This window comes from Anabaena sp. TISTR 8404 (genome assembly GCF_056847745.1).
This window is the reverse complement of sequence record NZ_CP180578.1, coordinates 4821690-4845742: the sequence shown is the minus strand read 5'-3', so window position 1 is coordinate 4845742 and position 24053 is coordinate 4821690. Positions and strand designations below refer to the sequence as shown.

At 41.0% G+C, this 24053-nt stretch carries 20 protein-coding genes; 15 read left to right on the top strand and 5 right to left on the bottom strand.

Annotated elements, in window-relative coordinates; all coding sequences use genetic code 11:
* Positions 1–22 precede the first annotated feature (22 nt).
* The 9 genes from ACMX3D_RS20930 (at position 23) to ACMX3D_RS20890 (ending at position 10181) form a co-directional block, all read left to right on the top strand.
* Entirely contained in the window at positions 23–967 is a 945-nt protein-coding gene (locus ACMX3D_RS20930) for a trypsin-like serine peptidase (RefSeq protein WP_482747761.1), read from the top strand.
* A 224-nt stretch (positions 968–1191) separates the two neighbouring features.
* Positions 1192–2262, top strand: coding sequence for a DMT family transporter (locus tag ACMX3D_RS20925; protein ID WP_482747760.1), 1071 nt, complete (start codon positions 1192–1194; stop codon positions 2260–2262).
* A 233-nt stretch (positions 2263–2495) separates the two neighbouring features.
* Positions 2496–3533, top strand: a complete 1038-nt coding sequence (gene csaB / locus ACMX3D_RS20920; RefSeq protein ID WP_482747759.1) for a polysaccharide pyruvyl transferase CsaB — start codon at positions 2496–2498, stop codon at positions 3531–3533.
* Between the two features lie 14 nt (positions 3534–3547).
* A complete protein-coding gene (locus ACMX3D_RS20915; RefSeq protein WP_482747758.1) occupies positions 3548–3811 on the top strand; it encodes a hypothetical protein in 264 nt (87 codons plus the stop codon).
* 148 nt (positions 3812–3959) lie between these two features.
* A complete protein-coding gene (locus ACMX3D_RS20910; protein ID WP_482747757.1) occupies positions 3960–4760 on the top strand; it encodes a PD-(D/E)XK nuclease family protein in 801 nt (266 codons plus the stop codon).
* 39 nt (positions 4761–4799) lie between these two features.
* Complete coding sequence (locus ACMX3D_RS20905; RefSeq protein WP_482747756.1) at positions 4800–5435, top strand: GNAT family N-acetyltransferase; 636 nt, start codon at positions 4800–4802, stop codon at positions 5433–5435.
* Positions 5436–5495: 60 nt separating this feature from the next.
* Entirely contained in the window at positions 5496–7928 is a 2433-nt protein-coding gene (recJ, locus tag ACMX3D_RS20900) for a single-stranded-DNA-specific exonuclease RecJ (protein WP_482752391.1), read from the top strand.
* A 383-nt stretch (positions 7929–8311) separates the two neighbouring features.
* Positions 8312–9046, top strand: a complete 735-nt coding sequence (locus ACMX3D_RS20895) for a choice-of-anchor E domain-containing protein (protein ID WP_482747755.1) — start codon at positions 8312–8314, stop codon at positions 9044–9046.
* A gap of 274 nt (positions 9047–9320) precedes the next feature.
* Positions 9321–10181, top strand: coding sequence for a Cof-type HAD-IIB family hydrolase (locus ACMX3D_RS20890; RefSeq protein WP_482747754.1), 861 nt, complete (start codon positions 9321–9323; stop codon positions 10179–10181).
* Positions 10182–10574: 393 nt separating this feature from the next.
* Here ACMX3D_RS20890 and ACMX3D_RS20885 read toward each other — a convergent pair whose 3' ends face one another.
* On the bottom strand, positions 10575–11279 hold the full coding sequence (locus ACMX3D_RS20885) for a DALR anticodon-binding domain-containing protein (protein WP_482747753.1): 705 nt from the start codon (positions 11277–11279) through the stop codon (positions 10575–10577).
* Positions 11280–11727: 448 nt separating this feature from the next.
* Here ACMX3D_RS20885 and ACMX3D_RS20880 point away from each other — a divergent pair, with 448 nt between their 5' ends.
* Positions 11728–12486 carry a Crp/Fnr family transcriptional regulator gene (locus tag ACMX3D_RS20880; protein WP_017654928.1) on the top strand — a complete coding sequence of 253 codons (759 nt, stop codon included), beginning with the start codon at positions 11728–11730 and terminating at the stop codon, positions 12484–12486.
* 624 nt (positions 12487–13110) lie between these two features.
* Here ACMX3D_RS20880 and ACMX3D_RS20875 read toward each other — a convergent pair.
* The 3 genes from ACMX3D_RS20875 to ACMX3D_RS20865 form a co-directional block, all read right to left on the bottom strand.
* Entirely contained in the window at positions 13111–14145 is a 1035-nt protein-coding gene (locus tag ACMX3D_RS20875) for a PstS family phosphate ABC transporter substrate-binding protein (RefSeq protein ID WP_482747752.1), read from the bottom strand.
* A 211-nt stretch (positions 14146–14356) separates the two neighbouring features.
* On the bottom strand, positions 14357–15730 hold the full coding sequence (locus ACMX3D_RS20870) for a protein kinase domain-containing protein (RefSeq protein ID WP_482747751.1): 1374 nt from the start codon (positions 15728–15730) through the stop codon (positions 14357–14359).
* Between the two features lie 81 nt (positions 15731–15811).
* Positions 15812–16825 carry a LysR substrate-binding domain-containing protein gene (locus tag ACMX3D_RS20865; protein ID WP_482747750.1) on the bottom strand — a complete coding sequence of 338 codons (1014 nt, stop codon included), beginning with the start codon at positions 16823–16825 and terminating at the stop codon, positions 15812–15814.
* A 207-nt stretch (positions 16826–17032) separates the two neighbouring features.
* On the opposite strand from ACMX3D_RS20865, the gene ACMX3D_RS20860 reads away from it, so the two are divergent.
* The 4 genes from ACMX3D_RS20860 (at position 17033) to ndhD1 (ending at position 22739) form a co-directional block, all read left to right on the top strand.
* On the top strand, positions 17033–17755 hold the full coding sequence (locus ACMX3D_RS20860; protein ID WP_482747749.1) for an NnrU family protein: 723 nt from the start codon (positions 17033–17035) through the stop codon (positions 17753–17755).
* Positions 17756–18159: 404 nt separating this feature from the next.
* Positions 18160–18546 carry a thioredoxin family protein gene (locus ACMX3D_RS20855; RefSeq protein ID WP_482747748.1) on the top strand — a complete coding sequence of 129 codons (387 nt, stop codon included), beginning with the start codon at positions 18160–18162 and terminating at the stop codon, positions 18544–18546.
* A 257-nt stretch (positions 18547–18803) separates the two neighbouring features.
* Positions 18804–20894: an NAD(P)H-quinone oxidoreductase subunit 5 gene (locus ACMX3D_RS20850; RefSeq protein ID WP_482747747.1), complete on the top strand. Its 2091-nt coding sequence runs from the start codon at positions 18804–18806 to the stop codon at positions 20892–20894.
* 267 nt (positions 20895–21161) lie between these two features.
* Positions 21162–22739, top strand: a complete 1578-nt coding sequence (gene ndhD1 / locus ACMX3D_RS20845; protein ID WP_482747746.1) for a photosynthetic/respiratory NAD(P)H-quinone oxidoreductase subunit D1 — start codon at positions 21162–21164, stop codon at positions 22737–22739.
* Positions 22740–22858: 119 nt separating this feature from the next.
* Here the strand turns inward: ndhD1 and ACMX3D_RS20840 are convergent, their stop codons facing one another.
* Positions 22859–23005: a hypothetical protein gene (locus tag ACMX3D_RS20840; RefSeq protein WP_482747745.1), complete on the bottom strand. Its 147-nt coding sequence runs from the start codon at positions 23003–23005 to the stop codon at positions 22859–22861.
* A 129-nt stretch (positions 23006–23134) separates the two neighbouring features.
* On the opposite strand from ACMX3D_RS20840, the gene ACMX3D_RS20835 reads away from it, so the two are divergent.
* Complete coding sequence (locus ACMX3D_RS20835) at positions 23135–23857, top strand: Uma2 family endonuclease (RefSeq protein WP_482747744.1); 723 nt, start codon at positions 23135–23137, stop codon at positions 23855–23857.
* The last annotated feature ends 196 nt before the right edge of the window (positions 23858–24053 follow it).

Here is a 24053-nt window from a genome sequence, read left to right as displayed (position 1 = left end):
TACAAACCAAAGAGGCTGACCAATGAATAACAAATTTATTTCTAAAAAAACTTCTGCATTATTAATTTCAGGTGTTCTCGGTTTTACTACTTTGGGTGTTTGGGCTTCTGTCCAAGCACAGGCGCAAAAACAACCTGCGCCAACAACAGCCCCAATACCGAAGGAAGCCAGTCAATTACAATTACAAAATAACGGCAAACCCTTTAAACCATCAGAACTAGAGCAATCAAATAAACCTATTAAAAAAGGGACGCGGGGGACGATAGGTCGAGACGATCGCCTGCCGATGTTAAGTAATAATTATCCTTGGTCAACTGTTGGTCGCATTGTTGGTGAATCAAACTCGAAAACTTATACTTGTACGGGTACTTTGATTGATGAAGATATTGTTTTAACTAATGCTCACTGTGTAGTTGACCCGAATACTGGTAAGGTTGCAAGCCGAGTTGTCTTTCTGCCAAATGTGGTTGATGGTCAATATGCAGATAAAGCCTATGCTGTACAATATCTGGCTGGCACTGATTTTCAAGAGAAAAATGCAGAGGCTAAAGATTGGGCAGTTGTGAAGATAGATAAACCGCTCGGTCGTAAATATGGTTATCTAGGTTGGAAGTCTCTGCCTTCGTCAACTTTAATTCGCAATGAGAAAAAATTCTTTTTTGTTGGGTATTCTGGTGATTATCCCAAAGCAGAGACAGAAAAGTTTTGGGGTTTAACAGCAGGCCAAGGATGGACAGCAGGTTTTCAAGCGGGTTGCAGTATTATTGATGAGCGATCAAATATCTTATTACATGATTGCGACACTGCGGGTGGCTCATCTGGTGGCCCAATTATTGCCTCTATTAACGGTCAGCCTTATATTGTGGCTGTAAATAATGCAGAAATTAAAGATGCGAAAACTGGTCAAGGGTTGATTAATTTGGCTGTAAAAATCTCCTTTTTAGATAGTTTATTTGGCAAAAAATAAGCTTAGGGCTTATGCACATAGATCAGTCGTTGAGATTGGGTGTAAGGGTATAAGGGTGCAGGGTGTGAGGATTTTGCTGATTTACACTCCTCGCTCCTAAACCCTTAATTTTTGGTATCACTGTGTAAGTTGTATGAGTATTATTTCCTTCACAAAAAGTCACAATTCGGTAGAATTGGTTAAAGCAATCTCTGCTCTTGTGAAATAAAGGTCTCAGCAAACTCATGCAACTGAAACTCAGTGCATTTCGCCTATCCTTCGCTCCCCTATTGTTAATTGCTCCCTTTTTCCTCTGGGGAACAGCAATGGTTGCCATGAAAGGAGTTATACCCCATACGACTCCACTATTCATGGCGGGTGTGCGCTTGCTACCAGCTGGAGTGTTAATTTTGGTGGCGGCTGCACTTATGGGTAGACCCCAGCCACAAAGTTGGAAGGCATGGTTTTGGATTAGCTTGTTTGCCTTTGTAGATGGGACATTATTCCAAGGCTTTTTAGCAGAGGGATTAGTGAGAACCAGTGCGGGTTTGGGATCAGTGATGATTGACTCGCAACCTTTAGCAGTAGCTTTGCTATCGCTGTGGCTGTTTCAGGAACACATTGGTTTTTGGGGATGGTTAGGGCTGGCTTTAGGAGTCACAGGTATTAGTTTAATTGGCTTACCAGATGAGTTGATTTTTCATTGGCTGGGTACACAAGGAAATATCACCATTGGTAACTGGCAAGATTTGTTTGCTAGTGGTGAATGGTTAATGCTGTTAGCGGCGCTGTCGATGGCTATAGGGACGGTGTTGATTAGATTTGTGACACGGTACGCTGACCCTGTAAGCGCTACCGGATGGCACATGATTATCGGTGGTTTGCCATTATGGGTAATTTCGGCATTTACAGAATCTCAGCAATGGCAGAATATTTTGATACCTGATTGGTTGGCCTTGGGATATGCCACAGTATTTGGTAGTGCGATCGCTTACGGTTTGTTTTTCTATTTTGCTTCTAGTGGTAGTCTCACTAGTCTCAGTTCCTTAACTTTCCTGACACCAGTATTTGCCTTAATATTTGGTCATCTCTTTCTCTCGGAAATGCTTAGTCCGTTGCAGTGGATAGGAGTTGCCCTAACATTAATCAGTATTTATCTCATCAATCAGCGCGAGATCTTAGCTGGACAAAACCAAACGCTAAATATTGTAGAAAAAACTGCTACACAGCAAACATCAGTGTTAGATACATCTGCGAACAAGCTCAATTCTGTACCCATAAAGGTCAGAGAATCTGAGACAGAAACTGTACCCTAACTAGGGTAGGTAAGAATATAACAAATGGCTAATAATAAATAACCATAGTTAACATTTAGACATATAAAACTTACTGCGTAAGTCCATTCTCATTTCAGCTTCAATTTTGCCAGTCAATTAACTATTGACCATAAATATTGACTCCCCTTTGATTGGGGAGTTAAAAACTGTTGGTTAATGGAATAGAGTGAAAAAGTTGATAATCTAAAATCCAAAATCTCAAGATAGGAACTATGCGGGCGTTATTGTCTGGTTATTACGGCAAAGGTAATGGTGGTGATGAAGCTTTACTGGCGACGCTTCTACAAATGTTGCCATCTCGTGTAACACCTGTGGTGCTTTCGGGCAATCCAGAAGAAACGCGCGATCGCTACAATGTAGAAACTTACAACCGTATGGCTATGCTACCTGTACTGCAAGCGTTGCGTTCTTGCGATGCTTTTATTTGGGGCGGTGGTAGTCTAATTCAAGATGTTACCAGTACCATTAGCCCTCTATATTATGGGGGATTGATGACATTGGCGCAAACAATGAATTTGAAAACCATAGCTTGGGCGCAAGGTATTGGCCCGTTAGTACGTCCGCAAACGCGTTGGTTAGCCAGACGCAACTTTGCTGGCTGTACCAAAGTTAGTGTGCGCGATCGCGCCAGTGCTGCATTATTATCTGATTGGCAAATTCCGCATATCATTGCACCTGATCCCGTTTGGGCGCTGCAAGGTAAACCAGTTCCCGGACTTGCGGATTTACCTGCGCCGAGGGTTGCTGTAACATTGCGATCGCATCCTCAACTCACTCCAAAACGTTTAGCTAACCTGACTAAAGCATTAGTAGATTTTCAAAAAGCTACTCAGGCATTTATCTTATTACTACCATTTCAAAAAAGTGAAGATTTAGGCATTGCTCAAACAATCCAACCTCATCTTGCAGATGTCAGTAAAATATTGTGTCTGGAAGATCCACAACTTTTAAAAGGAGTATATCGTGGTGTTGAAATGGCGATTGGAATGCGGTTACACAGTTTAATTATGGCTGCTGCTGAAGGTTGTCGCTGTTTTGCCCTCAGTTATGATCCCAAAATCAATCGTTTGATGGAAGATTTAGCAATACCTGGCTGGGATTTAGAGAATTTACCAGATGACGCAAATGTAATTAGTAAAACTTGGCTAGAACATTACGCCAACAGTGAGCCACTTTTATCTGAACAAATTCAATCTTTAGTAGATCGAGCCTTAATGCACCGCGAATTGTTGAGTGAAGCTTTAAGTTAAATGTTTGGGTGGAAATGAATATAAAAAATTTTCTTTATAATGCCAAGTCTAAAAACTTAAAGCAAGCTCTTGATATTTATACAAATGGAGGTCGGATTTTATGTGCGGTATGCGGTTCTGAATTAATAATAATTGGTTATGAAGATAGAAAATTAATAAAAAAACAGCAATTACAGCCTGGCATTTATTGTCCGGTTAGCCCAAAACACATATATGCAAGATTTATTATCGGAGAGCATTTTGAAGAATTTAGACAGAAATGTAGCTATAACGAATAATCATTGAAAGTTTATGCGATCACTTAAACTGCCGCATCTTTGATTCACAAAACAGTAAGTTTATTTATTAGTTCAAACTCAGTATAAAAATTATTACAAATTTAATAGAATTAACCAGGGCGATCGCTTCTAAATCTAAAATAGAATAATGCTATCAACTTCTACTCACTTATTACGACTGTCTCAAGGGCAACTCAATTTACTAGAACGTTGTCCCCGTCAGTTTCAGCATACATATCTAGAGCAACTCAATTCTCCCTCCGATCCTGAACACGAAGAGAAACAAACTTTAGGTAGCCGCTTTCACTTACTAATGCAGCAACAAGAAATGGGTTTACCAATTGATAGTTTCTTACAAACAGATACTCAACTGCAAAGTTGGATGTCTGCTTTTGCCAATGCCGCACCAGAAATTGTAACACCCATAACAGATAGTCAAACCTTCCGCGAAAGCGAACACTACCGCACCCTACAAGTTCAAGATTATTTATTGACAGTTATCTATGATTTATTAATTGCAGATAACCAGCAAGCCCAAATTTTGGATTGGAAAACTTATCCAAAACCACCAGATAAACGCAAATTAGCACACAACTGGCAAACACGCCTTTATATGTACGTATTAGCTGAAACTAGCGAATACTTGCCAGAAAATATTTCGATGACTTACTGGTTTGTTCAGTCCGCAGGTAGACCACAAAATATAAAATTTATTTATAATAGTAAGCAACATCAGCAAACACAAAAAGAACTAAATCAACTATTAAATCATCTGAAAAATTGGCTAAAACTTTACCAAAAAGGTCAGCCATTTCCGCAAGTAATTGAGAGCAGTAAAGCTTGTCATCATTGTCAGTTTGCTACTCGGTGTCAACGTACACAAGCAACAGAAGAAACCAAAATCTATCCCTTACCAAATATTGATAATATTCAAGAAGTTTCACTTTAAGCTGAAAATTCTTTTTGAATATTAACTATTAATTTATTTATGACTAACTTTGACGAAAGCGATGTAATTTATGTACGCGAATTAGGAATTGATGATATCGCTCCCGTGTACCATTTGGGAGAAGAACTATTTACAAGCGATTTATATCCATACCTATACCGTACTTGGGATGAGTGGGAAGTAATCGGACTTTACAATACAGATCCAGAATATTGTTTAGTTGCCGAAACTAGTGGAGAACTAGCAGGATTTATTTTGGGAACCATCATTACTAAAGCATCTTGGACTTATGGTTATATTTTATGGCTAGGAGTTAACCCTAAATTTCAGCGTCAGGGAGTAGCAGACAAATTAGTTGATAAAGTCGTTGCTCGAATGATTGAAGATGGGGCAAGATTCATGTTGGTAGATACTGATCCGACCAATAATGCAGCAGTGAAATTTTTCAATCGCAAAGGATTTGGTAACGTTCGTCAACACATTTTCTTATCGATGAACTTAAGTAAACACCCACATTATGGCAGACTAATTGATTACGAACACCAAAAAGCAGAAAGAGCAGGTTATAGGCGATCGCGTCCTGCTATTCGTCCTCGTAAATCTGATGGAGTGGCTACTGAATTAGTTCTCAATCCTTTAGTAAATGAACCTCCAATAATTGAAGAACAGAAATAAAGAGTAGGAGAGTTAAAGTAATAAATAACTATTGACAATTAACCATTGACTATTGACAACATGCAGTGGATTTTAGTACCAACTGAACAACCGACAGATTGGTTTATTACAGCAGTAAAACAGTACACACCTGCATCAAATGGATTATATGCAGCACAATTATTGTGGCAAAGGGGTATCCAATCTCCTCAACAACTAGCAGCTTTTGTTAACTATCAAACTTATCAACCTGCTAGTCCCTTTGAATTTGGGGAAGAAATGTACCTAGCAGTAGAACGATTACGACAAGCACGTAATATTGGTGAAAAAGTTGCTATTTGGGGAGATTTTGATGCTGATGGTATCACTTCCACTGCGGTGTTATGGGATGGCTTGGGGCAATTTTTTGAGCAACATACTCAGTTAACTTACTATATTCCTAATCGTCTGAGAGAATCTCACGGACTGAATAATTCAGGAATTGAGAATTTAGCGAAACAAAATTTTAAATTAATAGTTACTTGTGATACTGGCAGCACAAATATTAATGAAATTATCTATGCTCAACAGTTAGGTATAGATGTAATCGTTACAGACCATCACACCTTACCTGCTGAACGTCCACCTGTTACAGCAATTATTAATCCCCGTTATTTACCAAGTGTTCATCCATTATTTCATCTTTCTGGGGTAGCAGTAGCTTACAAATTAGTAGAAGCCCTTTATCAAACTCTGCCAAATATTCCTCAAGATGCACTAGAGAATTTATTAGATTTAGTAGCGGTGGGGTTAATTGCCGACTTGGTACAACTAAAAGGAGATTGTCGCTATTTAGCACAATTGGGAATTCAACGTTTACAGACAGACTTTAAACAACCACCAACAGCGCGACGGCGACCAGGCGTAGGGCGATTATTAGAATTGTGTCAAAAAAGTGGCGATCGCCCCACAGATATTTCTTTTGGTTTAGGGCCACGCATCAACGCAGTCAGCCGCATTCAAGGCGATGCTAGTTTTTGCGTTGAATTATTGACCAGTCGAGATACCAAACACTGCAATCAATTAGCTGAAGTTACAGAACTTGCCAACACCCGCCGCAAATCATTACAAAAAGATGTACAAGCCCAAGTAGCACAAAAACTCACCCAATTAGATTTATCAACAACCAGCGTCATCGTCCTGGAAGATCCCCAATGGCCAGCAGGTGTGTTAGGCTTAGTCGCCGGGCAAGTAGCCCAAGAAACAGGCCGACCAACAATTTTGTTAAGTACAGAAGACAATTGGGAAAGTTCTCCCTCGACTCCCGACTCCCAACTTCCCACTCCCCTAGCAAGAGGTTCTGCCCGTTCCATCAATTCTGTCGATTTATATCAACTAGTCAAAGACCAAGCACATTTATTGCATCGTTTTGGCGGACATCCCTATGCTGCGGGTTTGAGTTTGCCAGTGGAGAATATTCCTTTATTTACACAAGCAATTAATCAGCAATTGCGACAATCTTTGGGTACTACAGACTTAATGCCCACAGTACAAGCAGATTTGAAAGTCACCGTAGCAGACTTGGGCAAAGAGTTATTCTTAGAACTTAAACTCCTGGAACCCTGTGGTATGGGAAACCCAGTTCCAAAACTACTGATACAAAACTGTTGGTTTGAAAATGCCTGGCATCGCAATCAGCAAGATTGGCAAGGAAAAAAAGTACAGTATATTAAAACTGATTTTGACATTCGAGATGAGTCAACTAAAAATCCTTTTCCAGGTGTGTGGTGGGGACACTACAAAGATGAATTACCCATAGGTAAATCTGATTGCATAGCCGAATTGGACTACAACAGTTATAAAAAACGTTATGAAATTAGATTAATTGCCGTCCGCCCCAGTGCTAACTCAGAACTCAATCAAAAACACTCAACACAAATCCTAGACTGGCGCAACCAAGAATACTCAGCACTCAGCAACGCCACTTGCTTCAAGTCGGCAGAGCCGATGACAGTTGCTACAACGGAGGGAACCTCCGCAACGCACTGTCTCCCCAACGCAGTGGCTCCTCAGCACTCAGCACTTATCCTTGAAGAATGCCCCACAAGCTGGGATGAATTACGCACTTGGTGGCGGCGATCGCATTACAATAACCAACCATTAGCCCTTGCTTGGTCTAAACCTCACCTGCAACCACCACAAGAAATTTGGCTGACCTTGGTTGGTATTGCGAAATATCTCAGCCGTACACACCAGGTAGTCACCCGTGTACAACTATTAGACAAATTAGGTATAAGCAACCAAAGCTTATTTTTAGGCATCAAAGCCCTGAAATATTGGGGATTTACAGTCAAAACCCAAGACCATCATTTACAAGTTACCCAAAATTCCCAAACAATTTCAGCAACCCTAGCCGATGCAGCAGTCACTCAATTTTTAGCAGCTGTCAGCGAAGAACAATTTCAACAACAGTATTTTGCTGAAGTACCTCTATCTACAATTGTGGCAGTAGTTAATAGACCTGTTACTTTGTAACTCAACAGCGATCTTGATTTACCTAAACAGAAATTTTACATTTTTGCCAACTCACCATACTCACAGTGATTCACCCTAAATAAATAACTTGATGTATAGATAATTTACTGTATATCTGGGCATTTGCTGAGTCTAGTGCATTTGTTGTCGAGAAAAACTTTTGATGGTTTTTAGATGTCAGTGATACGTTATCAATATCTCAATCAAGTTTTAGAGCTTAACAAAACTTTATATATGCCTTTCAAAGGTAGATTTATTGGAGTTTTTTCATAATCAAAGCTTCATATAAATTTAGGTAGATTTAGCAAGCCTAGAAGCAAAATTTCAGAGTTAGAAATAGATTAGCAATCTTGCGTTCATCCAGTTTGAGAAGATAATTTCCCATGACAACAAAACTATTTCAAACTCTAGCAGCTGCTACAACCTTAGCAGGCATTGTTGCCTCCGCTGGCGCTGCAAACGCAGCTTCACTTTCCTACTCTGCCCAATACAAACCTACAAATGACGTAGCAACACCCGATGGTTATTATGCTACAGATATCAATGATACTATCAGCGTCCAACAGTTCAACACAGCTTTAGGTACCCTCAAAAGTGTAACGATAGATTTTGTGGGTAGTTTGAAGGGAGATGCAGGATTTGAAAACAAGAGTAACAATGCGACTACAGTAACAGTAGATCTTTCTGGCCTGCTGAAATTGCAACTACCAACAGGTGTAGATCGGTTTGAGCTAAATCCTCAACAGATTTATAATTACAATGTTGTTAAGTATGATGGTAAAACTGACTTCTCTGGTACTTCCGGTATGACAGTTGATGGTCTAATGGCTAGTATATCCGAGACAAAAACATTTACTGACACTAGCTTTTTGCAATATTTTCTGGGTACAGGAACAGCAGATTTTACCTTCTTAGCTAACGCCACATCCAAAATCACAGGATCTGGTAATATGGCTTCTTTTGTTAATACATTGGCCAGTGGCGGTATCAAAGTCACCTATGACTATGACCCAGCCAAGTCTGTACCCGAACCCTCTGCTGCAATTGGTATCAGTTTAGTTGCAGGACTTGGTTTGTTGTCACAACGTAAAAAAAGCTTACTGAAAGCATCTAACTAATTGATTTTTCTAAATAAGTGGCTTTTCTCTCATCATTGATTCTCCCACTACTTAAGCACCAAAAAGCACATTTAATAGTTACGACAGTGTGTATCTGTTAGATTGCTCTTCATGCTGATAATTACTGCCAGAATTATCTTTCATTTAACGGTGAAAAACCTAGACTATAAAAGTCTGGGTTTTTTATTTTGGTTGGCAATGACAACGCGTTTACTGAAGCATATTGTGCCAATGCCTGTTAACCTCTTACTGGGAGTTCATATGTTAAAAATTTATGTATGTTGTATCGTCTGATCATCAATCTATACCTGCACAAGACATTAAGTTACTAGTTTTGGACATAGATGGCACGATCGCAGGAAAATCCAACACCATAAGCAAACCCGTCAAGCAAGCGATCGCAGCAGCGCAAGCACAAGGAATTTATGTAGCAATTGCTACTGGTCGGATGTATCGTTCAGCTTTACGCTTCCATCAAGAAATTGGTTCTAACCTACCATTAGCAGCTTATCAAGGAGCCTGGATTCAAGACCCAAGCAACCAGAAAATACATTGTCATTTGCCTGTTGCCAGAGAAATAGCATACCAACTACTAGATTATTTTGAACAACCAGAATGGCGATCGCTTCTTTCTATCCACTTCTACATCAATGATCAACTTTATGTACGGGAATTAACCAGAGAAACCAAAATTTATGCACAAAGGTCTGGAATTACCCCTATTGCGGTAGGTGATTTACGTCAAGTCTTAATTGAACATGAACCTACAAAAGTTTTAGCTTTGTGCGATGATACAAATGCAATTGACCAATTACTGGGAAATTTGCGCTGCCAGTACACACCTGCGGAACTTTACCTGACAACTTCTGTAGCTACATTTTTTGAAGCTACAAATCCTTCTGCCAATAAAGGCGTTGCTGTACGTTATTTTGCCGAAGAACTTCTAGGTTTACAAAGAAATAATGTTATGGCTATTGGTGATAATTTTAATGATGTAGAAATGTTGGAATATGCTGGTGTTGGTGTAGCAATGGGTAACGCACCAGAACCTGTGCAGGCGCTCGCGCAGTGGATAGCTCCTAGTGTAGAGAATGACGGAGCCGCAGTTGCAATCAAAAAATTTTTACTGTCTTAAAGCACACTGTTTAAGCTGTTGTACATCATGAAATCAGAAAGAACACCGACGACTGGCCGTGTTTCGTCTCGGTGTTCTTGCTGGTTCGCTCCTCACACAACTGAAAGTATAGTCGAACTACTTTTATGCGTCAATAGCTGCAATAAAAATTGTTATATTTTACCTCAGAAACACCACGGATGAATAACACACTTATTCCTAGCAAAATTGCCTAGCTAATGTTCAAAAATCTAACTTTTTAACCTCAATAAATCATCTAGTCACATCACTTAACTTTTATAAATCCTCATCAGCAGCTACCGTACATAGTTTCCCGACTGGCTTGACTATAGTAGCAACCACCACAACGCATTGACTTCTTTTGAAGTGTAACTTCCACTCAACAGTACTAGTTCATAACTCCAAAGGAGCAGAAACCCCTAGTTTTTTTTCCAGTAAAATTCTCAGTAAACGCTGAGTAACCATTACTAAACCCAACCTAGCTTTAGCTAGTTCCAGTGAAGAGGTTTTTACGTCACCCCAAATGCGACATTGACACCAGAAGTTTTCAAAAGCTTGACTCAACTTCAGGGTAACTTTTTGCCAGTTAAAAGCATCACCCACATCTGAACACGCTAAGTCGTCCACTACTTGCACTAGCTGCGCCAGTAAATATTTCTCAGTTGGGTGATAAAGGCAAAGTTGGTTGTCCTGATTCAACCAAGGTAGTGGTTCTTGAGATATTAATTGCCAAAACGCTGGACTAGTATCTGGTAAAGGTTGTCTAAGTTTAATTAATCCTTCTCGATAGCCTAGTAATACTAATGAACAGCAGCGTGCATGAGCGTATTGAACAGCAAACACATTTGAAGGGTTTTGGTGTTTAAATTTTGGAGTGATTTCTCCTACTCCTATGTTTCCTTCTAGCTCGACACACTCAGTTGACATGGTTTGTAGCCACCTTGCCAAACAAGGTTGAGTTAATTCACAATAAATCCAACCAGGTGGAACAATTGTGACACTAAAAACGTCGCCACTGGTCGCCGATAATGTAGATACAAGAGTATTAGCTATCTCTATAGCAGTGCAATTATGAGATTTTGATAACTGCTGTGCCACTCCTGAGATATACAAGATTCTGTTATTATTTCTATCTTTGTATAGAGGAATTTTTGTTATTTCTATGCTTTGTATTTTTTGTAATTGCGTAGATTTGTTTAGTATATTAAATAACTGGCTGTGTATTAACTGTTTAATTGATATGTAACGGCTGATTAATGACCAACTATGCACTTAATGAGATAAGAATAGCTTTTTATGAGTGCTTGAGCAGTTGCTTGTCATCTTCCTTTAGATATAAGTTTTATCTATATAAAGAAAAATGAGAAGAGCATAAAATTTAATAAATATTCTATGAATAGTAAGTAAACTTTACTACCATCATTGTACAGTAAGAAGTATAACAAAAGAGTAGGGGCTAAAATTGCTTTCTACTCTTTGGATGGCTGGCGCTGTTAGGCGTTAAGCCTACCCCGTCAACACAAAGACACTCCTTGCACCTTGTTTTATGACGTCTTTGTCTTCAGCCGAACGCTCTTTGTTACCTATGCAATCTCCATCCTCCTTTTCTGAGGCATCACGCCCTTTTTTGACTTGGCAACGTATTCTTGACTGGGCTCAAGAACACTACCGTTGCCGCACCTTTAGCAAAGATGAGCGCATTCCAGCTAGACCTGGATTGCTTTATTTAGTGCAAAGAGGTGCGATCCGCATGGTAGGCACTGCCCAAGTTAGTGCTACTGCGAGTCAGCTAACATCTCGACGCATCAACAGAACCCCAGAAGAAGCTTTCTTGGGTTTTGTGGGAGCGGGACAACCATTTGAAATTGTGGCTCAGTCACCATTCACGCTCCAGGCATACGCTCATGTTGACCAAACTGCGGTGCTGTGGATGTACTGGCATGATTTAGATAACTGGCCTCACTTCCGGCGCGAGGTTATGGATGCCTTTAGGTATCAGCATCAGCGTAAATTGTTGTGGCTGAGTGCCTTAGGCCAACGGCGCACAATTGACCGACTCTTAGGATTCCTCACATTGTTAATTGAGGAATATGGCGAACCAGCAATGAGCGAAACTGATCCTGACGTGATCCGTGGCTATTGTCTGCCTTTCCCCCTAACTCATGCCCAAATTGGTAGTGCGATCGGCTCTACTCGCGTTACTGTTACCCGCTTAATGGGCAAATTGCGTCAACGAGGTTTAATCCTTACTCAAGGAGATAATCTCATTTGCTTGCCAGCAGAATCGATTAATAGAGCCAGCTAAGATGTATCCAGAGTTCCTGTAACAGCATCTCTCAGAACTTGACCCGATCATTCACCAGTAAGTTGGCGCAGCAACACCTCCTTACTGTTGGGTTTGACCAATCTGTTTGACCACCACAAACAGATTGTGCGTAATCGGGGGTCTTCTGGATAAAAAGCCTCTGTGTGAAGTTTGTGACTTTTACAAGGTATTCACAAGGGAAAAATAATAGTTCTTGGTAGGGAACTGATTGATGGTATTGATTGTGTTCCAACAGCCCGAATTAAGTGGAACATTGAAGATGATACCTTTTTAGGTAAAAGCAAAAGCGTAGTAGATCCCAGTACAAATATCAGCCAACTTTGCTTAAGTTTGGGTGGTTTTGAAAACAAACTCAAAATTAGAGTCGAAAGTATTGATTACTCAAGACTTATTCCATCAATTTGTCTGTCTTGTTGTTATCAGTGGTGCAGTGGAAATACAGTTTACTCACACAATTGGAGCCTATAACTAGGCTCCAATTGTCAATTTTGCCTATTTATAGCAAAGTGTTGAGTGCTGAGTACAAACATAGTAGTATCAAAGCTTTGAGCAATTAGTAATTTCCGCATCTATGCTTCGACTGCTATAAATACTAGGTCTTGATTAGCGAAGCCTAACAAATCCTGCTTTAGCAATTAATTCTTGACCTTGATCTGTAAGCAACAAGTTGGCGTAAGCTTCTCCAGCTTGCTGATCACTTTGTCCATTTTGTTTAACAATCACAAATAAACGTCGGGTGATAGGATATTCACCAGTTTGAAATGCTTCTATATTAAGTTGATTGCGCTGTTGCGGGCATTTTTCTGAGGAAATATAAGGTTTTTTGTAAGGTTCCACAAGTTTGTCTGATTGCCGCCCTAGTGGTAAAGGCTTAATGCTGCACTGTCCAATTACTTCCGGTGCTGAGGCATAGTAAATTGCACCTGAATTTTTGGCTATTTCTTTTAAGGCGTTAGTTGTTGTGTCGATAAATTGGACATTACTACCAAATTTATCTCCTCCTAACACGTTCTCATCAAAAAACTCGATAGTTCCGCTATCTTCTGGACGGCGAGAATAAGGTGTGATGGGTAATTTTGGGCCACCTAACTGTTCCCAATTTGTTACTTTGCCTGTGTAAATATCTTTCAACTGCGCTAGGGTTAACCCAGAAAGTTTGAGATTAGGGTTAACTGCGATCGCAATTCCATCAATTGCCACTGGAACTGCTTTGAGTGTAAATCCCAATTTTTTTGCTTGTTCATTCTCTTCTGGTTTTAGGGCGCGGGACGACTGAGAAAAAGCTAGTTGATTACCCAGTAACATTTTAATGCCAGTACCTGAACCGGGTGCGGCTTCAATCGGCTCGGTGTAACGTAGTTGAAATCTTGGCCAGACAATTGCGACTGCTGAATCTACTTGTTGGCGGATGGGTGCCCAAGTAGTACTGCCTCCATAGCTAAATAATCCTGTGGGTACATTAGGTATTTGAGAAAAAGTGTCAGTATTTGGTGTTTCTACCCTTGCCCTGGTAAAAGAACTAGCTTTGATGCCATAACTGTTAAAAAACCACCACAACAAACCACCCACTAGTCCTAAGGTGATTGCTAGTGTTAGAACCAAAACTTTAGTTTCATTAGTTCTATTTTGTTGTGTCATAGCTGGTTTTATGATTTTTTTACCCTGAAAGTAATTTCTCATCTTATGGGTAACTGTAAGTTAAATTTTAGTTAAACTCTAATTCGCCAGTTCCAATGCTGTTAGTAGATGGATACATAACAATCCGATTTAATTCCTGAAAATAGTTGCTAACAGAGATATAAGTGCTTTGTAAAAAGTAAATATTAGTTGTACAGGGAGTTAGCTATAGTTAAAACATCATAGATAATAACTTATATATAAGACGAAATAGTGTGGTAAATACAATAGCTATTAAGCTGCCTGCAACTGCTAAAACCACTATTTGTTGAATATCTAGTCCTGCATGCAAGAAAGGAACAAAAAAAACAATAGCAAATGTTATTCCCGAAATAATTAATAAATCTATTTTTTTAATCCAGCGTCTAGTTTGCCCAAAAATCATTAAAGCCAAAATCACGGCTGTCATACTCAAAACGATGATGAGTGATGGTATTAGACTAGATAGCGCGATCGCAATTAATGCACTTTCTAATCCGCTAAAAGCTGCTCCTGTTAATAACTCCCAGGTAGAAAAGGTAGAATGCGACTGTATTACCTGGGCTGCTGGCGGCGTTGTTGGTAATGCAGTTAATACAGTTGGAGGTATTACTTGGTTACAAAGTTCTGCCAGTACTTCCTCGGCTGATTGAAAGCGTTGACTAACCGCAGGCAGAAGCATTTTATCTAGTACTTCAGCTAAGTGTGGATTCAGATTCACATGCGATCGCCATGTCCACTGGTTGATCAGGGGGTCGAATAACTGAGTTGCTGGTACACCTGTAAGCAAGGTAACCGCTGTTACAGCTAAAGCATATAAATCTGTACATGGAAATACTTGATTACCAGTCATTTGTTCTGGGGGTGCAAATCCCGCAGAATAAATTCCTGTGGATGAAGTAACTGAACCTGATGCGACATTTGTGACTTGCTTAACTGCGCCAAAATCTAAGAGAAACAGTTTCCCATCCTGGCGGCGCATGATATTAGAAGGCTTGATGTCTCGATGAAGAATGCCTTTATCATGGACAAATTTGAGGATTTTGAGGATTTCCTGCAACAAGTATAAAATTTCAGATTCCGAAAATTTCCCCTTTTGAGTTAATTCTTCCTCAAGATTTAGCCCATCAATATATTCTTGTACCAAGTAAAAAAACTGTTCTTCGTGATTTGGCTGGGTGAAGCTGGGAACTGTGACTTGAAAAAAAGCGTATAGTTCTGGTATTTGCTCGTGTTCTCTGCCTATTTCTGCTAAAACATCTGCTTCTCTTTCAAACAGTTGTTGTGCTATGCGCAATTGATTAGAACTGATGTTTTCCGCAGGTTGGAACTGCTTGACTACACATGCACGAAGTCCCGGAATGCGGCGATCGCGTGCTAAAAAAGCGGAGGCAAATCCTCCCCGACCGAGTAATTTGGTAGACATATATCTACCATCTAAGATTAGTGGCATCCCGCATGTAGCACAATATTTTTGCTGTGCTGTTTTTAGCGTTGTCACATCATCCAAGTCGGCAAAGTAGTTTTTCGGGCGGGGGCAGCGTGGACGGGTGCAGTAAGCTTCCATGTTAATTGTTAGTCAATAGTCCACAGTTAGTAGTCAATAGCCTGTAGCCCTTTACTAATGACTATTGACTATTGACAAGTATCAGCCTTCGTCAGAAGAACTGGGTGTTGCTACATCTAATGTATTTACTACTAGCTTTTTTTGTGACAATTTTATCAGGTCTTGGTTCCATCCCGGAGTAGCAAATTGCGGTAGAATTTCCTGACTAAATGCCTCTGCGGCTTTGGATCGATAGCGATTGGGATTGAAAATCAACCATAGTGTGCGTTTGACGATTACACCTTCTATTGGGGAGCAGTGTAGCACACCCATTTGTAGCTCTTTAGCAATCGCTGAGGTTGAAACAAAAGCAGCCCCTAGGCCTGATTGCACGGCATTTTTGATTGCTTCTATGGAATTTAGTTCCATTTCAATTTTAAAACGCCTGGTATCAATTTCGCAGCGTGCTAATACTTGATCGATGACCTTGCGAATAGTTGATTGCGAATCTAAAGCAATGAATTGTAATTTATATAGGTCTTCTTTTTGAATTGTTTCAAGTTTAGCAAAGGGATGAAAGACGGGTAAAATCAGTGCCAGTTCATCTTCTGCATAAGGAATAATTTCCAAAGATTCGGCTAATTCGCCGGGAATTTCACCACCGATGATTGCTAAATCAACTTGTCCGTTGGCTACACTCCAAGCAGTCCGGCGAGTCGAGTGAACATGTAATTGTACAGCAACATCTGGATATTTTTGCCGGAACATCCCAATCATTCGTGGCAATAGATAAGTCCCGGTGGTTTGAGAAGCACCGACAATTAAAGTACCACCTTGGAGATTTTGTAGATCCTCAATGGCGCGGCAGGTTTCTTGACACAGACTGAGGATTTTCTCACCGTAACTTAGAAGTAGATGCCCTGCTTCGGTTAATTGTGCGCGACGGCCACCACGGTCGAAGAGGGGGACATCTAGCTGCCGTTCGAGGTTCTGCACTTGCAAACTAACAGCAGGTTGGGAGACGTAAAGACTATCAGCGGCACGCTTGAAGCTCCCTTCTTGTGCGATCGCTTTCAGAATACGTAACTGATCTAAAGTGAAAGGAAGGTCAGACATAAGGCTCAACCCACAAACTTTGAAAGGAGCGACTTTGGCAATAAATCGGATTTGATCACTGGGTAGTGAGAGATGATTTATTGCATCTGAAAATTTGAAGACTTGACTCAAAAAAAACAGTACTACTGCATCTTCTCTCAAGTCCCCTGTTGAATACTTTGTGTTATTGGTTGTACTGTATTAACTTTTGTTTAAATAACTTCACCCATGTCTACGATGCCCAATCCTTGGTTTACTCCCAGTCATTTTGTCATGTTGGGGTTACAATTTGCTTTTGCGATCGCCCACAGCGGTGGCGCTGCTCTACGTCCATTGGCTGAGAAGCACATAGGAGCAAGGCTTTATCGCATTTTGTTTGCATTAGTTAGTTTACCTTTGGCTGTCATCCTAATTATTTACTTTTTTAACCACCGCTATGATGGCTGGCAAATTTGGCAGGTACAGGGGGTACCAGGGATACAGGCTGTAGTTTGGGTGCTGTCAGCAATTTCGTTTTTGTTTTTGTATCCTGCCACCTTCAATCTACTAGAAATTGCTGCTATTCAAAAGCCCCAAGTCCATCTGTATGAAACAGGGATTATTCGGATTACCCGTCATCCCCAGATGGTTGGGCAAATTATTTGGTGTGTGGCTCATACTCTTTGGTTAGGTACTAGCTTTACCTTGGTAACATCTATAGGATTGGTATTACATCACTTATTTGGAGTTTGGCATGGCGATCGCCGTTTGGCTCAACGTTACGGAGAAGCTTTTGAACTTGTGAAACAAAGAACTTCCATCATTCCCTTTAAAGCAATTATTGATGGTCGTCAATCTATCAAATGGCAGGAGTTTATTCGTCCTGCTTATTTAGGAGTAGCAATTTTTGTAGCTCTGCTATGGTGGTCACATCCCCTGTTGATAGTAGCTACTAGTAAAATAGGATGGTGATTTTTGTTGATCCCCATTATCAAAAGAAAATCCAAGTGAATGAAAATTTCTGCTTATCAATTGCTGCCAAATCAATGTAGGATCAATTCAAATAGTTGTCAGTGGGGGAAAGCTTAGCCAGTTTGATTTTTATATAGTGGTAAGTCGCTGGTCAAATGCCTTGGTTGAGAATTTAATGACACTGTATTCTCAACCCCCTCTATAGCAGCGGCAATCAGGAGTTAAAAATCAAAAAGCCACCGTGACAGTCGCGCTGGCTTTTTTATCACAGTTAAAATCAAAGCGGAATTATTTGTTTAATCATCTTAGTCCTGAATGCTTCTATAGATAGGTGCTGACTGGGTTGCCAATTCTCCCTGCTGATAGCTAGTTTGATATTAAAACCCTATAATTTTCGAGGCGTCATGGTGTTGTCGGTTAGTGAGCGGACATTTACTCAAGAAGTTTTAGAATCTCCAATACCTGTTTTAGTGAATTTTGAAGCACCTTGGTGCGGCTTATGCCGGATTATTCACCCTTTATTGTTGCAATTTAAATCTCAATGCGGGGAGCAAATTAAATTGGTTGGAGTTAATGCCGATGAAAACTTCCACCTATCTAACACTTATCGTCTCAAGTCACTACCCACCTTACTTTTAGTAGAAAACGGAATTATCCGACATCGCCTAGAAGGTTTTCGTGGCAGAGACGATTTACGTCTAGCGTTAGAAGAAATCAAGCTCACCTACACCAACCGTTTTCAAACATACAATCATTCCCAAACAGCAGATTTAGAATGCCGTACTGCATGATAAAAGATATTTGTCAATAGTCAATGGTCAATGGTTAAGAATTCTTTTTTTGAACTATAGACTATGGACGTTGGTACTCAGTGCAAATCTAAAACCATGCTTAATTACCCCGCCCAATCACCCTTGGGTGGGGTATTTTATCATCAGGGGTGTGTGTCACAATTATTAACAGTTCCGACCTGGACAGTTGCCTGCGGAGGACAGCCACCGCAAAACTGTCCTAAGCTAGTCAAGAATTCTAAAATTACGCGTCAGTGATGGAAGCAATCTATGAATATGCCTGGCTGATTCCGGTGTTACCCCTGTTAGGGGCAATGCTGGTCGGTTTGGGATTAATTTCGATCAATCAGGTGACTAACCGCCTGCGGCAACTCAATGCTGTGTTAATTATCTCCTTGATGGGAGCAGCAATGGGCTTGTCGTTTGCCTTGCTGTGGAGTCAAATTCAAGGACACCCAACTTACCTCCGTACCTTGGAATGGGCAGCAGCTGGGAATTTCCACCTGAGCATGGGCTACACAATCGACCATCTGACAGCCCTTATGCTGGTAATTGTGACAACCGTAGCCTTTTTAGTCATGGTTTACACCGATGGCTACATGGCACATGATCCTGGATATGTAAGGTTTTACGCTTATCTGAGCTTGTTTGGCTCATCGATGTTGGGTCTGGTGATCAGCCCCAACCTAGTGCAAGTTTATATATTCTGGGAACTGGTCGGGATGTGTTCCTACTTGCTGGTCGGCTTCTGGTACGATCGCAAGTCGGCAGCAGATGCAGCCCAAAAAGCATTTGTCACCAACCGTGTCGGCGACTTTGGCCTATTACTGGGCATTTTGGGGCTGTTCTGGGCAACAGGCAGCTTTGATTTTCATGTTATGGGCGATCGCCTCGCTCAACTAGTGCAAGCAGGTACAGTGAGCAATTTCCTTGCCGTTCTGTTTGCGATTTTAGTCTTTCTCGGCCCTGTAGCGAAATCAGCGCAATTCCCCCTGCACGTTTGGCTACCAGACGCGATGGAAGGCCCGACCCCCATTTCTGCCCTAATCCACGCTGCAACAATGGTGGCGGCGGGTGTGTTCCTGGTAGCGCGGATGTACCCTGTTTTTGAACATGTCCCCGCAGCCATGAACGTTATTGCCTTTACTGGGGCATTTACAGCGTTTTTAGGGGCAACCATTGCGATTACGCAAAACGACATCAAAAAAGGCTTGGCATACTCCACCATCTCCCAATTGGGTTACATGGTAATGGCGATGGGAGTAGGCGCTTACAGTGCTGGCTTGTTCCACCTGATGACTCACGCTTATTTCAAGGCGATGCTGTTCTTGGGTTCCGGTTCTGTAATTCACGGGATGGAAGGAGTCGTTGGACATGACCCCGCTTTAGCCCAAGATATGCGCTTGATGGGCAAACTGCGGAAATATATGCCAATTACAGCCATTACCTTCTTGATTGGTTGCTTGGCTATTTCCGGTATTCCGCCTTTTGCTGGTTTTTGGTCAAAAGATGAAATTCTCGGTAAGGCATTTGAAGCCAATCCATTTTTGTGGATAGTTGGCTGGCTAACTGCTGGGATCACTGCTTTCTATATGTTCAGAATGTATTTCATGACATTTGAAGGCAAGTTCCGGGGTACGGACGAGAAAATCAAAGACAAGCTCAAGAAAGCGGCGACAATCATTCTGGAATTAGAAGCCGAAGAACCAGCCCCGACTTTTGGCCCTGGGGCAATGAAACACGGTGAACTAGCTGCGACAGGAGGCCATCATGGTTCTGGTGGTCATCACAGCGATACTCCCCATGAGTCACCGTGGACGATGACCTTGCCATTAGTCGTGCTGGCTGTGCCTTCGATTTTGATTGGTTTGCTAGGGACTCCTTTCGCCAATTACTTCGAGGAATTTATTTACTCACCTAACGAAACCCTCACCGAAGTTCTAGAAAAAGCCGCCGAGTTCAACCCGACGGAATTTTATATTATGGCGGGGGCTTCTGTAGGTATTTCCTTGATTGGGATTACCTTGGCTTCCTTGATGTATTTGCGTGGGAAAATTGACCCAGCTGCGATCGCTGCGAAAATCAAACCCCTATACGAGCTATCACTCAACAAGTGGTACTTTGACGACATTTATCACCGCGTCTTCGTCCTTGGCTTGCGTCGCGTAGCTAGACAAGTCATGGAAGTTGACTTCCGCGTCGTTGATGGTGCTGTCAACCTAACAGGCTTTTTCACCCTGGTTAGCGGCGAAGGGTTGAAATACTTAGAAAACGGTCGCGTTCAATTTTATGCCTTGATTGTGTTTGGCGCAGTTTTAGGCTTAGTGATCGTTTTTGGTATCACCTAACCGAGTGCCGAGTGCCGAGTGCTGAGTATTGAGTAGAAAAAGAATTCGCAATTAGCAAGCAGTACCGTAGGCACTATCTTGACTCAGCACTTTTAACTTAGCACTCAGCACTTTCAAAGATGAAGGCTTGGGTACAGGTTGACCCACCTTCATCTTTCTTTATGTTGATTAAATCAACCTAACAAGGAATGCCAAATCCTCAAAAAGCTGCTACTTAATAGCTAGGGCTTCCTTGATAAACATGATTTTGATTTCAGACAAATTGTGATGAATACAGCTAATTTCCCGTGGCTGACTACGATTATTCTGTTGCCGATTGTGGCAGCACTCCTGATTCCGATCATCCCGGATAAAGACGGTAAAACAGTGCGCTGGTATTCCCTGATTGTTGGGTTGATAGACTTCGCACTGATTGTCTACGCTTTTTATACCGGGTATGACTTTTCCAATCCAGATTTGCAGCTGTTTGAAAGTTATGCCTGGGTTCCACAACTAGATTTGAAGTGGTCAGTAGGGGCAGATGGCTTATCCATGCCCCTAATTATTTTGACTGGATTCATTACTACCCTGGCGATATTAGCAGCGTGGCCTGTCACCCTCAAACCAAGGCTATTTTACTTTTTAATCCTAGCGATGTATGGCGGTCAAATTGCCGTATTCGCTGTGCAGGATATGCTGCTGTTTTTCTTAGTGTGGGAACTGGAATTGATTCCGGTTTACCTGCTACTGGCAATTTGGGGCGGTAAAAGGCGGCAATATGCAGCGACAAAGTTTATTTTGTACACCGCAGGCGGTTCGCTGTTTATTTTGGTCGGGGCGTTGACGATGGCCTTTTATGGCGATACAGTCACCTTTGATATGCGATCGCTCGCACTCAAAGATTACGCCCTCAATTTTCAATTGTTACTCTATGGTGGCTTTTTGATTGCCTACGCCGTCAAATTGCCTATTATTCCCTTGCATACTTGGCTACCCGATGCCCACGGCGAAGCTACAGCACCCGTGCATATGTTACTGGCAGGTATTCTTCTGAAAATGGGCGGCTATGCCTTAATTCGGATGAATGCCCAAATGCTGCCTGATGCCCATGCTTATTTCGCCCCGGTTCTGGTCATTTTAGGGGTAGTGAACATTATCTACGCCGCCCTGACATCCTTTGCCCAGCGCAACCTCAAGCGAAAAATTGCTTACTCCTCAATTTCGCACATGGGCTTTGTGACCATCGGTATCGCCTCCTTCACCGATTTGGGATTGAGTGGTGCAGTACTGCAAATGGTGTCTCACGGTTTAATTGGGGCGAGTTTGTTCTTCCTTGTCGGTGCAACTTACGATCGCACACACACCCTCATGCTGGATGAAATGGGTGGTGTTGGTAAGCGAATGCAGAAAATTTTTGCTATGTTCACCGCCTGTTCAATGGCTTCTTTGGCATTGCCAGGAATGAGCGGTTTCGTAGCAGAATTAATGGTATTTGTTGGCTTTGCCACTAGCGATGCTTATAGCTCTACCTTCAAAGTTATCGTAGTATTCTTGATGGCAGTTGGGGTAATTTTAACACCCATTTATTTGCTATCCATGCTGCGAGAAATTTTCTACGGTAAAGAAAACGAAGAATTAGTTTCTCACCAGAAACTTATCGATGCTGAACCCCGCGAAGTCTTTATCATTGCTTGTTTGCTAGTGCCAATTATTGGTATTGGTTTCTATCCCAAATTGCTGACTCAAATTTACGACGCTACAACCGTACAACTAACAGCAAGATTGCGTGATTCTGTACCTACATTGGCACAGAAAAAAGAAGAAGCACCCAAGATTTCATTAAATGCGCCAATTATTGGTAATTAGTTAATAATTGGTCACTTTAATTGAAATTTTTTAGGGCGGGTTTTATACTCGCCTTTTTTGTATAAAGCTAATTATTAGACTCTATAAAGCTTCTAAAAATTCCTAGAATTTTCCCTACATCACTTAAAAAAATATTCATTTAAATCAATTTCTACTACCTGCCCAGTCAGCCGCATAAATTTCCAGCTATTACCTGTAGTTAGGCTACCATAAACAGTTTCAATTGCATTACCTTTTTGTTGGTTAAATAATTGTGCAGCTACCATTTCAGCTATACACTTTTATCTAAAAGCCGCTGTATTGCTTGAGATTTTAAAACTTAGCGATATCTACATATATCAAAATTAATTTATTTTCTAAAATCTTTGTAGAAATAGCATCTACCATTGCCACTCATGTTAAACTACAACCCGTTACACTGTTTGCCATCTTCCGAAGAGCTACCAGACTCAGAGGATACACCTGTGGATAATGAACTACAAAATTTAATTCTCAGTTTGCTAAAAGCTACGCTGGCTTTTGTATGGTCAGAGCGTTGGGATTGGTTTTTTGGCGTTAATATGGGTATTTATTATGACCCTAAAAAAGCTGCGATCGCTCCTGATGGATTTCTCAGTGTAGGAGTTAAGCGATTTATTGATGGCGACTTACGTCTTAGTTATGTCATGTGGGAAGAAAAACAGCCACCAATTTTAGCACTAGAGGTGGTTTCTCAAATCAGTCATGGTGAGTATAGTACTAAAAAAGAATTTTACGCTAAAGAATTAGGAGTTTTGTATTACGTTATTTACAAACCTCTGCGGCGGAAAAAGCCACCTTTGGAAGTTTATCAGTTAAGAGATGGTGAATATTTCTTAATGTCAGGAAATCCCATTTGGATACCAGAGATTAATTTAGGAATTGGAAGAGAACGAGGAATTTATCAAGGTATTGCACGGGAATGGTTGTATTGGTATAACGAGCAAGGACAAAGGTTGCTCACCCCAGAAGAACGTATTCAGGAAATGGAAGAACAGTTAAATTTTGAGCGACAGCTACGCATACAAACACAACAAAAAATGCAACTACTTGCACAACAATTAAAGGCTTTAGGTGTAGAACCAGAAACTTTAATTTGAAATAGCTAATTTACAACATTTAAGAGAAAAACCGTACAAATTAGTCTGCCTTGATGGGTTGCCATTTCATATTTTCAGAAGCGCTATCAAACAGGGGTAAATAGTACCCTTAGGGGTACTGCTAAAGCCATTTTCGGAAAACTATACTACGTTCAGTATTACTGATAAATAAGATACTGAATATAAAGGAGCCGAT